Origin of the sequence: Mangrovimonas cancribranchiae (assembly GCF_037126245.1) — a bacterium.
Classification (GTDB): domain Bacteria; phylum Bacteroidota; class Bacteroidia; order Flavobacteriales; family Flavobacteriaceae; genus Mangrovimonas; species Mangrovimonas cancribranchiae.
In genome coordinates, this window is record NZ_CP136925.1 from 1400085 (window position 1) to 1411891 (window position 11807).

9 protein-coding genes are annotated in these 11807 nt (G+C 32.3%); 2 read left to right on the forward strand and 7 right to left on the reverse strand.

Annotated elements, in window-relative coordinates; genetic code table 11:
- Window positions 1–114 precede the first annotated feature (114 nt).
- Both R3L15_RS06250 and R3L15_RS06255 read left to right on the forward strand, forming a co-directional pair.
- Window positions 115–747, forward strand: coding sequence for a hypothetical protein (locus R3L15_RS06250; RefSeq protein WP_338733916.1), 633 nt, complete (start codon window positions 115–117; stop codon window positions 745–747).
- Between the two features lie 122 nt (window positions 748–869).
- Entirely contained in the window at window positions 870–2432 is a 1563-nt protein-coding gene (locus R3L15_RS06255; RefSeq protein WP_338733918.1) for a DEAD/DEAH box helicase family protein, read from the forward strand.
- A 91-nt stretch (window positions 2433–2523) separates the two neighbouring features.
- On the opposite strand, the gene R3L15_RS06260 is transcribed toward R3L15_RS06255, so the two are convergent.
- From R3L15_RS06260 to R3L15_RS06290, 7 genes are all read right to left on the reverse strand, one after another.
- Window positions 2524–3369 (reverse strand): OmpA family protein, encoded by an 846-nt coding sequence (locus tag R3L15_RS06260; protein WP_338733919.1) that lies wholly within the window; start codon window positions 3367–3369, stop codon window positions 2524–2526.
- 636 nt (window positions 3370–4005) lie between these two features.
- Complete coding sequence (locus R3L15_RS06265; protein WP_338733920.1) at window positions 4006–5439, reverse strand: amidohydrolase family protein; 1434 nt, start codon at window positions 5437–5439, stop codon at window positions 4006–4008.
- A gap of 120 nt (window positions 5440–5559) precedes the next feature.
- Window positions 5560–6522: an NAD(P)-dependent alcohol dehydrogenase gene (locus R3L15_RS06270; protein WP_338733921.1), complete on the reverse strand. Its 963-nt coding sequence runs from the start codon at window positions 6520–6522 to the stop codon at window positions 5560–5562.
- 78 nt (window positions 6523–6600) lie between these two features.
- Entirely contained in the window at window positions 6601–7224 is a 624-nt protein-coding gene (locus R3L15_RS06275) for a CatB-related O-acetyltransferase (RefSeq protein ID WP_338733923.1), read from the reverse strand.
- A 70-nt stretch (window positions 7225–7294) separates the two neighbouring features.
- Window positions 7295–8770, reverse strand: coding sequence for a serine hydrolase (locus tag R3L15_RS06280; RefSeq protein ID WP_338733925.1), 1476 nt, complete (start codon window positions 8768–8770; stop codon window positions 7295–7297).
- Window positions 8771–8853: 83 nt separating this feature from the next.
- The gene (locus tag R3L15_RS06285) at window positions 8854–11076 is read right to left on the reverse strand and encodes a CocE/NonD family hydrolase (RefSeq protein ID WP_338733927.1); all 2223 of its coding nucleotides are present in this window, start codon (window positions 11074–11076) and stop codon (window positions 8854–8856) included.
- 33 nt (window positions 11077–11109) lie between these two features.
- Entirely contained in the window at window positions 11110–11730 is a 621-nt protein-coding gene (locus R3L15_RS06290) for a hypothetical protein (protein ID WP_338733928.1), read from the reverse strand.
- Between the last annotated feature and the right edge of the window lie 77 nt (window positions 11731–11807).

Below are 11807 nucleotides of genomic sequence, written 5' to 3' on the forward strand. Positions count from 1 at the left end.
ATAAGATTATTTATAAATTTACCACTTGGTATAGTATTTGTTAAAACTGCTATAGTATCGATTTGTATGAAAAAACTGTGGTGTATTCTTATATTTTTAACTAACCTAAGTCTTATGGCTCAGGTAACTGATTCTAATAGCCAGTCTACTAGCATTCCTGCCGTAGAAACTGAAGAAGAGCAAAACAAAAGTTCGGTTTTAGATATACAACCATTAAGTCAAGACAACAATAATCAAAATAACAAGCTTAATGGGATGACACTTCCAGAAAGTCGTCAATTAAATACACAAAACCAAAAAGAGTTCTCCATGTTTGGAGAAGACTTTGGTAATCCTGGAGAACTTTATCAAAATAAAGTTAAAAAACATAATAAAACATTTCAAGAAGAAGGCGAACGTCGTAATAATGGTAACACCACAAATCAATACTTGGGGGATTATAGGGTAAAAGTAGGTAAGGTAAATGTTATATATCGTGATTTTGCTGATCCTGATGGCGACCGTGTTAAAATTCTTGTAAATGATAAAGAAGTTAAAATGGCTGTATTAAGGCGTAACTTCGATGGCTTTAAACTTACCCTAGAAGAAGGCTTTAATAAAATAGACTTTCAGGCTTTAAACCAAGGTCGTTATGGCCCTAACACAGCTGAACTTCAAATACTTGACGAACACGGTAATATTATAGCTGCCAGCCAATGGAATCTAGCTACTGGTGTTAAAGCGACTTTAATTTTAGTAAAAGAATAACCCTCAAAATATACTGTTTTAAGGTTATCAACGGTCATTGTTGAAAAATTCAATCATATTTTTCCCTAATTTATTCCTAAAAAACCTACAAAACGCCTTATTTTTGCACATCGCAAAAAATTATGAGCAAAAACAACATTACATCATTCGAATTAGAAGATAGGCAAGTTGGTAAAGACTTGTACAGCTACCAAAAAGGCGCCATAAATAAAATATTTAAGTGTTTTGAAGAAGCGCCAGAAGACTACCATTTATTATATCAATTACCAACAGGTGGTGGAAAAACAGTTATCTTTTCCGAAATCGTAAGACAATACCTTAAGCATCATAAAAAAAGAGTATTGGTTATGACGCACCGTATAGAACTTTGTAAGCAAACCTCTAAAATGCTTAAAGAGTTTGGTGTTGTAAATAAAGTAGTAAGTAGTAAAGCAAACCTAGACGACCAAGACCAATACAGTTGTTTTGTAGCCATGGTAGAAACCCTTAATAACAGGTTACAAGATAACAAACTCGATATTTCGGATATTGGTTTAGTTATTATTGATGAAGCACACTACAACTCGTTTACCAAATTATTCAAGTTTTTTGAAAAATCTTTCATTCTTGGCGTAACAGCAACACCGCTAAGCTCCAACATTAAATTACCTATGAAAGACAATTACGATGAGCTTATTGTTGGCGAAACCATTCAATCGCTTATTGAAAATGAATTTTTGGCAAAAGCTAACGTTTACTCTTATAATGTAGGATTAACCTCTTTAGTTGTTGGTGCAAATGGCGATTATACTGTAAAATCTTCAGAAGATTTATATACCAATACCGATATGCTTTCTAAGCTGATGCAAGCTTACGAAGAACGCTCTAAAGGTAAAAAAACACTTATTTTTAATAACGGTATTAACACCTCGTTACATGTTTACGACACCTTTAGGCGCGCAGGATATCCCGTGGCACATTTAGATAACACACATACTAAAAAAGAGCGTAAAGCCATTTTAAAATGGTTTAACGAAACACCTGATGCTATTTTAACATCGGTAAGTATTTTAACCACAGGATTTGATGAACCTACTGTAGAATCTATCATTCTTAATAGAGCAACTAAATCGTTAACGTTATATTACCAAATGATTGGTCGTGGATCGCGTATTCTAAAAAATAAAAACTCATTTAATGTTATTGATTTAGGAAACAATTTCCATCGTTTTGGTCCTTGGGGATCGGATATTGACTGGCAACGTATTTTTAAATCGCCTAACTATTATTTAGATAGTTTACTAAATGATGAAGAAATTGAAGAAAATTTCCGCTACGAAATGCCAGACGATTTACGAGAAGAGTTTGGAAATTCAGAAGAAGTTTATTTCGACATTAAAGAAGCCTATATAAGTGCTGTAAGAGCAGGGGAGTCGTCTAAAAAAGTCTTAGAACGTTCTATCGAGCATCACGCTAAAATATGTGTAGAAAACAGTGAAGATGTTTACGATGCTTTAGATTTAGCCAAAAAATTAAGCGACGATATAGACCACCGTATTCACAAATACACCAAATGTATTAGTAAAAGCACTTATAACTTTGTGAAGTGGTTGGAAGACGATTACCGCAAAAAGCTACGTAGTTATTTACGTAATAATTTTGATGATGTTTTCCTAGACGTACATGGCAAACCAGCCGAGAACTAATAAAATACCACGATTAAAAATAAGAAAGGCTGTCTATTTTTAGACAGCCTTTTCTATGGACTAATTAAATATACTTGAGGTTAAGTACATATTATCCTTGTATATCTTGCTTGCTTTGCATTAAAGCAAAGAACTTGTTTAGATTTGGTAAAATTATAATGTTAGTTCTTCTGTTTTTTGAACGCTCTTCAGCAGTATCATTACTAGCAACAGGAGAGAAGTAACTTCTACCAGAAGCAATTAGCTTTTCTGGAGCTACATTATAATCGTCTTGTAATTTACGTACAACCGATGTGGCACGTAATACACTTAAATCCCAGTTATCTTGGACTTTACTGTTGTGAATGCTTCTAGAATCGGTGTGACCTTCAACCATCACTTCAATGCTTGGCTCAGAGTTAATCACATCAGCTAATTTTTGTAAAATGTCGTTTGCTCTAGAGCTTACGCGGTAGCTAGCAGTGTTGAATAACATTTTATCTGATATAGAAATCATCACCACAGTTTCATCTACATTAATGGCAATATCCTCGTCATTTTCTAGGCTAGAGGTATCAACCGATTTTTGTAAATTGTACGCAACCGCAAGGTTCATTGAATCTTTTAATGTTTTAGCTTCTGCTAATTTTTCTTGATCAACATGTTTCAGCGTTTCATTCATTTGCTCTCTAACATCGTTTGAAATAACCACATCGTCACCAACAGTAACTAGTTTAGCATCATTTTCATCGCTTAGCGAGTTAATTTTAGTGTTATACTCATCAACACGAGCTTGAATAACAGCAAACTTATTTTCTAAGTCTTCTTTTTCAACACGTGTTTTTGTTAGTTCACTTTTTAATTCTCCGTTTTCATTTTGTAGTGCGACATATTTCTTTTTAGACACACAAGAGAACACAAAGATTCCGGTTAGTAAAAGCAATCCTAATTTCTTCATAATCGTTTAAGTTTGGTTTTAATTGTTTGTGTATATGTACGCATACAAAAGCCATCTTGGATGTTAACAATTACTTTTTAACGGCATTTTAAGGATTTTACCGAGAAAATATTAAGTGGTAAAACGCCGTATTGGTTTATAAATGTTGTATTTATAAGCTGTAAATCGAATACATGTAAATACATACATAAATATAGATTTACTTACCATTTTATTATTGTAGAGTAGTTTCTAAAATATTCTATTTTACATAATATTAATTATAGTACAAATGTATGGTAATTTATGTATAGCCGTTTTTCAGGCTATTTGGCATAATATCAGATATGACGTCTTTAGACTCATATCGTCATATATTATGTTAAAAGAAATTACGGCTTATGCTTTATAGTTTTATTTGATAGCTATAATTCTCTATTATATAAAATATCCCAGAGTATTTATTAAGTCCAGCTGAAACTTCTCGTTTTGGGTCATTAAACTTTAGTTTTTTATAAATCGTATAAATTGAATATTCTGGACAATGGTTCGAAAATTTTCAAATACACGATTCTCTGAGATTTGAAAAACATGGATTGTTCGTTTTTTGAGTGATGATTATGATTTATGTAACGTAAATTGTTATTAGGCTATAGTCTATTTTTCAATTACTAAGTTCTCCAAATACCTGAGTGCTGAAGCTATTAGGTTCTTCCTGTTTTTTGCCTTCTCTCTAAAAGAATCCAAAGTCTTTTTATTTAATTTTCGTCCTTTCACAAAAACATAGGTCGGATTTTTGAGAGACGACAAATCCTCAAGCGGGTTTTCATCCACTAACAATAAATTAGCAATCTTGCCTTCCTCAATAGTCCCCAATTGATTCATAATTGCATGCGTCTGAGAAGCGTTTACAGTAGCTGTTTTCAACACTTCATAATTAGAAAGGCCTGCTTCTTTGTAAAAAGCCAGTTCTTTATGAATGGAAAAACCTGGAAGGGTAACACCAATACCAGCATCCGTACCACAAATTATAGATACACCTGCTTCATGTAGTTTTTTAACAATAGTCAAGTGAAAATCATGCTGTTTTTTTATCCTATCAATTGTCGAAGGATCTTGTTGCTTTGCATTAAACCAACGTTCAAACTGCATTTCACTATCTGTTCTTTTAATGAGAGGATTCATATATTGCAATGATTCTGAATCTAAAATGGAATCATCCATCATCATCTGATAAATATTATTAAATACCGTAAGTGTAGGACAATATCTTGTATGTTTGGATTGTGAAATGGAATCAATTATAGGTTGCAGCTTATTAGCATCTAAATCAAACTGTAAAGGTTGCTGTACTATTTCTTCTGCATGTTCTATGGATTTGATTTGTGAATTTAAATGATATGAAAACGGCACTTTTTGAGAAGGGTGAGCAACGATATCAATTTCAGATTTTTTGGATTGTGCAATCACAGCATCAAAAATTTCCTTGTCTAATCCATAATACGTTTTAATGAAATCGTAACCTTTTTCTTTATATGAAACAACCTTGTCCTTGGCTTCACTCGGATTACTTAGATTTAAATTGTCATCACCAATGAATTCTGGTCCTGTTAGTTTTGGGCTTGTTGTAAAAAACGCTGGTGAATACATATTGTCTTCTATTACATCTTCTTTCATTCTTAAATGCATGGGCATACCCCACAGATTTCTAACTGCGGTTACACCGTTTGAAAGATAAAGTCCTAGCTCATACCTATCCCATACATGCACGTGCATATCGATTAGGCCTGGTGTTAAATACTTATCCTCTCCGTCAAGAATTTCAATCTCTTTGACCTTAATAGTATCTGCAATCTTTTCAATAATTCCTTCTTTTATAAACACCATTTTACCCACTAAAACAGTGTCTTGGTTCATTGGGATAATATTGACATTTTTAATGAGATAAGTATTATTAGATACTGATTCATTCTTATGAATATCTAGATAATTTGTCCTTGTTGAATCTATCCAAAGTGTAATGATTCCTATTAGCATAAGCAAGCCAATGAGAGCGAAGACAATTTTTAAAATTCGTTTTACTATTTTCATGTGTGTCAATTTAAACAACGGATTATATCAGTTAAAAATAAGTTGTAGTTGCGGTTTTATCTTTTCTTTTCCTTCTTTTTATTTGAAAAACATATACTGTTCGTTTTTTGATGGATGATTTTATGGATTGACAACTACGATATTACCAACTTTACGACCTGTTTCCAGATATTGATGCGCTTCTCTTATTTCGGAAAGACTATATTTTTTATCGATATTCGTTTGAAGTTTTCCCTGTTTGAAAAAGTCTACTAATTCTAAGAATAATCGTTTTAATTCTTTAGTCTTTTTAATACCCGTAGCGGCAAACTTTACTTTTTTAGGATTCCATAACATTTGCCATAGTACTTGACAACTCAATACCGGTGTCATAAAAACACCATCAGTAGTCAAAACATTTTTAGTCATTTTATAATTAAGTTTACCAACAGTATCATATACCACATCATATTGACTTTGTAGCTGGTTCACATTTGTTTTGGTATAATCAATCACTTCGTCTGCTCCTAATGATAGAACAAAATCGATATTTTTGATGCTACAAACACCGGTAACTTTTGCACCCATTATTTTTGCTAATTGTACAGCTGCAGTACCTAAACTTCCAGAAGCACCATTAATTAAGACACGTTGACCTGGTTTTACATTGGCAATATCTTTAAGAAAATTATACGATGTTAAAAACCCATCACAAATTGGTGCTGCTTCAATATGCGACATGTTCTTGGGTTTTCTAGCTACAACTAAATTTTCTGCAATACACAAATACTCCGCATTACAGCCATTACTAAATAGTTTTTCGCCAAACACCTCATCTCCTATTTTAAATTTAGTGACTTGATCACCTACAGATTCTACAACACCTGAAAAGCCAGTTCCTAAAGCTGTGTTCTTGGGTTTAAATAGGCCTACAAACAATCTACCAAATTTAGGTATACCCTGTCGCATCATAGTATCTGCTCTTGTTACTGATGATGCCTTAATTTTTACTAAAATTTCGTTTGGTTGCGGTGAAGGAACTTCAACATCAATAATCTGAATAACTTCTGGTGAACCGTATTTTGTATAAATTGCTGCTTTCATTATCACTAATTATTTATTGCAAAGTTGAAGATAATCAAACTATTAAAGGTTCGTGTTTGGAAATTGAAACTAATTTAATTATTCAATTAATTTCTCAATTTTGTTATCAGTTAAGTTCTGAATATTGCTTGTGATTTTTTCAATATCCCAATGCCACCATTGAAGCTCTAGAAGTTTTGTAATGATTTCTTTTGAAAATCTCTTTTTAATTTCTTTTGCTGGATTTCCACCAACAATTGAATACGGTTCCACATCTTTGGTTACCGTTGCGTTTGTGGCAATAATTGCTCCATCTCCAATAGTCACTCCTGCCATAATTGTTGCGTTATAGCCTATCCAAACATCATTACCAATATTGATGTCTCCCTTTTGCGGGTATGATTTTCCTTCCATCGCATGTTCCCAGCCATTACCAAAAATGGCGAAAGGGTAGGTTGACATTGCATCTGTTAAGTGATTGGCACCATTCATTATGAATGTAACATCGGAAGCAATCATACAGAACTTTCCAATTTTTAATTTGTCGCCAACAAAATCAAAATGGTATTTTACATTTTTCTCAAAATTCTCTACATTTTCAAAATCATCATAATAGGTGTAATCTCCAATAATGATATTGGGGTTCTTTACTATGTTTTTTAAGAAACATAGCTTATCGTAATGCTCAAGTGGGAATTTTATGTTTTTGTCTGGGCCTGTCATACCGATTTAATTTTTAGTGATTTTTATTGAATACCGATTTCCATTGTCTGCATATACATTGGAAAGTGAATTAGTCTTCTTTCATCAATTTGTTCAATATACTTTGTGACCCTTCACTACCTAATTCAACCGCTTTTGTATAACTTTTTATGGCATCTTCTTTTTGATTGTATTTTAAATAAGCTTCACCCAATGAGTCCCATAAATTACCATCTTCAGGAAATAATTTTACATTGAGTTTAAACAATTCTAATGCCCAACCAGGTTGATCTTCTTTTTTCAATCTACTATACCCTAGTCGATTTAGTATGGCATGGTCGTTAAATTTATTTTGAAGTTCTTTCTTTAAAAAATCTGGTAATTTTTCCACATTTGTAGATGAATTGGTTTTCATGAATTCATGAATCAATTCATAAATATTTCTGGGAATTGGTGTGGCCTTATAATCAGTATCAAAAATCATGTTACCAATTTCTCTAGCCACGTTTTCTGATTCACGCCCTAAAAATACGTTCGTTATGTATATAACGACTACATCATTGTCTGTAAATCTAACGAAGTCTGCAAAATACAGTCCATTGCTACCATTATGGGCAACGATTTTTGTATCTCTATCAGTTTTGGATATAGCCCAACCATATCCATAATACGATGTCATGTTATCGTTTTCAGCTACGTGTGCCTTTTCTTGGGTCTCTCTAGTTTTAGAAGTTAATACTGCATTGTTTTTTAAAGCAACATGCCATTTATATAAATCTTCAATAGTAGAATGAATATCTCCTTTACCAATACTATACCAATGATTGTTATTGTAAGGCAGGTGTTGTTGAGTTGTTCCCCAATCTGTCCATTTTTCATCATCTCTATTATAGTAATAGCCATGTGCCAGTCGTTCCGTACTAAAATGGATACTTTTATATCCTGTACTTGTCATTTGTGCAGGTGCAAATAGGTTTTCCTGTAAAAAAGCATTATAAGTCTGGCCTGAAACCAACTCCAATATGGCCGTTAACATGATGTAATTGGCATTTGCATATTGGTAGGTTGTGCCGGGTTTAGACTGTAATGTGGACTCAAAAAATTCTTTTAAAAACTGTTCTTTGCTTGCTTCATTATATCTAAAACCTCCTGCCCTATTAGAAATTCCAGACGTGTGCGTTAATAATTGATGAATGGTAATATCCTTCTTATCACTAGGTGTCTGAGCAAAATATGAACTTATCTTATCTGATGTTTTTATTTTTCCTTGCTCCACAAGTTTTAAAATAGCGGATGCTGTAAATTGCTTGGTTACAGAACCAATATTAAAAACGGTTGCTGGGGAATTGGGTATTTTATTTTCCCTGTCTGCCCATCCATAACCTTTAGATAAAATAACTTCACCTTTTTTAGCAACCAAGACAACTCCGGAAAAACCATTTGTTGCACTTGCTTTTAAATAAGAGTCTATTTTATTGAAAAGTTTTTTATCGGTATTTTGAGAAAAAGCGCTTAACGTTGAAAACGTTATGAAAGTAAAAAATACTATTTTTATTGATGATTTCATTTTTTGATTGATTGATTGATGATAAATAAGTCTACTTATTTTATAAAATGTTACAGTTTTTTAAATTTTTGTAAAAAGGGTATTTATTTATTAAAATTCCAGACTGGCAAAGAAATACTGCTGTTACCTGTAAAAGTTATTTTTAAAGGAATTTCCGCATCTTTAATGCTTTCGCTATTTACATCTCCACCTGTCCCATAATTTATTTGAGCATTGTTGTTTTTATTCACATTAACAACTACAACTATCCTACTCCCCTTTTCTATCTTTTTACTGATTAGTTTTGAATTGTTAAAAGACACTTGCGCCTTTTTATTCGGCACAAGTAAATTTCTATACTCTCTGTCTTTAGCAAAGCTAGCTCTACCAATATAATAGCTTAAATGAAAGTATTTATTTTCTGGTGTTAATTGATAAACTATAACAGAATAGTCAACATCTTTTTTATTGATTGAAAACTCAAGATTCCCAGTAAAAGAACCATTGATAATGATATCTTCTTTTAGTACTTCTGATTTAAAAATTAAACCATCTTTTAAATTGATGTTGTCTTTTTCTAAAGGCCATGGATAATATTCTGTATTAGTCATGCTTTCTCTGTCTTTAAGGTCAACAGTCAGATCAACTTTAGAAGAATTTGCTTTAGACTTTAACTGATGAAAATCATCTATTTCTGTGCCACTTAAATAATACGTTAGGGTATCATTTGTCATGGCACTTAAACTCGGTTTATGCATCCAAGTATCTGTATCCATTACCTGAAAGTTTACTTTATCTTTTAAAATACTTGGTTTTTCTTTTCCGTTTAAAACATAATCAAACCATTGGTAAATAATATCTTCTTCAATGTTGATTAGTGCGGATTTGTCTAATTTGTAATTCCTTAAACTTTCTTGTGGTTTTGTTTGTGCTGTCCAATGATCATAAGGTCCAACCAATAAATAATGATTCGGATTTTTTGCGTATTTATGATGTTGATTGTAGTAATACATCGCACCTCGTTGTGAATCATCATAATAACCCGTAATCGTTAAAATTGGAATATCGATTTTAGCAAATTCCTCCTTATATGGAATCATCTTTTTCCAATAATCATCATAACTTGGATGTTGCATGTAGGTGTTCCATAATTTGTTTACCTGGCCATCTAAACTATCCAGTTTGTTAAATGCTACGCCTGTTTTGTACCATGCGTTTTTTAAAGTATTCCAACGATTAAAATCATTTGAAGCTTCAAAGTCTAAAAACTTGTTGTTGGTGACATAAAAGTTCCATGAATACGAATAATTATGAAGTACATTATTTTCCATAGGGTAGTCAATTCCAGGCGCAATGGCTACCATCGGCACAATGGTTTTTAATGCAGGGTGTACTTTGTGCTTCATAGAAGCCCATTGTGTAAAACCATTGTAACTACCACCAAACATGGCTACTTTTTGATTAGACCATGATTGTTTACTAATCCAATCAATGACTTCATAAACATCTGTATTTTCATATTCAAGAGGTTTTATATCGCTTTTACTCAATCTTTTTCCTCTTGTATTAGCAATAACGCCTACATAGCCTTTAGATGCTGCTAACATTGCTGAAGCTACATTTGTACCTGTATAGATAGAAGACACTAATATTGCAGATTTTTTAGTAGTTGTACTTCCCTTTCGCTGTACTATTACCACAGAAACTTCTGCACCATCTTTCATAGGTATTACAATACTGTCATTTACAGTATATCTGCGTTTATGGTCTTGCTTTATTTCTTCAAAATAAATAGCTCTGGTTGATGAAAATACAGTGGTTAAAAAATATTTTTTTACTAAATCCTGAGCTGTTGCCTGTGATATTTTTTCTGATTTAATATTAGCATAGGTAGTATTAAAATTACTCACGTAATAACCTGTAGGATCTCTTAATATCAACGCTTTATCTAAATTAATAACTTGTATATCATCAGAGTTATTTACGTATTTGTTATAAGAGTTTTTAAACGCATCTTTAAAATTCGAAGAAAGCCTTGCCTCTGCATAATGCATGTATACATCTAAATACGGTCTTTGATCTTTTTGTATTTCTTTAATTCTTTTTTTGAAAGTAACTAATGCCGCTTTATAATTACCTCTAATGACCTCAACCTTAAACACATCTAATTCTGATAAATTTTGAGTATCACATAATACGGCCAATTGCTGCATTTGATTTGCAAGTGCTATTGAATCTGAGAGTTCTACCTTCTTAAATGGTATTTCTTGTCCAAAAGAAGCTATACTCATTGCAATTAAAAATAATATCAGGACTGATTTTTTCATTGTTTTGCGATTGAAAATTGATAGTAACCTATACTATTTCTCATTTGGGTTTTTGTACTTGATTAACTCTTCATTGTATAAAAAGCCATCTTGAGTTTGTGTCATTTTAATAAAGTTTTTAATTTCTGGTGCATACAACCAAACTTCATCTGTTTGCGCATTGTATCCTCTGGAATTTGAAACAGTTCCTTTGTATTCAATGGTGTACGCCATAAATGTACCTGCGTCTACAGTTTCTTGTTTATAAGATACTACTTTTGCATCTTGACTTTGAGTTCCTGTAGTACCATCTTGACTGGTCCAGTTTTTTTCATATTTCCATGTCTCACCAACTTTTAAAGGCCACTTGTATTTTGGTGTTTTGCTTTCTTCTGGCTTTGTAATGTCTGATAGTGGAATTGTATCTTTTCCGATGGTCATACCTAAAACGCCATTTTTACTAACAATTTCTCGTGTGTCTTCTCCTTCTGAACGTACTTCTCCTTCTGTGGTTACTCCTTTATATTTCCAAGTCCATGTTTCTCCAACCATATAATCGTTTAATGTTGGTTGTTTTGCTAATGAATCAGTGTTATCACTACAAGATGTCAACAATGAAATAAGCACTAGATATACAATTTTTACTATTCCAAATACTACTTTTAAATAATTCATAATAAGACTTTTAAATTAATGATAGTACAAAGTAAATGTCTCTATTTCTATCAAAAAAGGAAAAGTACATGAGCGTA

Bases quoted from the DNA above. Each gene is read 5' to 3' on its own strand.
- R3L15_RS06285 (WP_338733927.1), bottom strand. From the start codon at position 11,076: ATGAAAAAATCAGTCCTGATATTATTTTTAATTGCAATGAGTATAGCT.
- R3L15_RS06270 (WP_338733921.1), bottom strand. From the start codon at position 6,522: ATGAAAGCAGCAATTTATACAAAATACGGTTCACCAGAAGTTATTCAG.
- R3L15_RS06290 (WP_338733928.1), bottom strand. From the start codon at position 11,730: ATGAATTATTTAAAAGTAGTATTTGGAATAGTAAAAATTGTATATCTA.
- R3L15_RS06255 (WP_338733918.1), top strand. From the start codon at position 870: ATGAGCAAAAACAACATTACATCATTCGAATTAGAAGATAGGCAAGTT.
- R3L15_RS06265 (WP_338733920.1), bottom strand. From the start codon at position 5,439: ATGAAAATAGTAAAACGAATTTTAAAAATTGTCTTCGCTCTCATTGGC.
- R3L15_RS06260 (WP_338733919.1), bottom strand. From the start codon at position 3,369: ATGAAGAAATTAGGATTGCTTTTACTAACCGGAATCTTTGTGTTCTCT.
- R3L15_RS06280 (WP_338733925.1), bottom strand. From the start codon at position 8,770: ATGAAATCATCAATAAAAATAGTATTTTTTACTTTCATAACGTTTTCA.
- R3L15_RS06275 (WP_338733923.1), bottom strand. From the start codon at position 7,224: ATGACAGGCCCAGACAAAAACATAAAATTCCCACTTGAGCATTACGAT.
- R3L15_RS06250 (WP_338733916.1), top strand. From the start codon at position 115: ATGGCTCAGGTAACTGATTCTAATAGCCAGTCTACTAGCATTCCTGCC.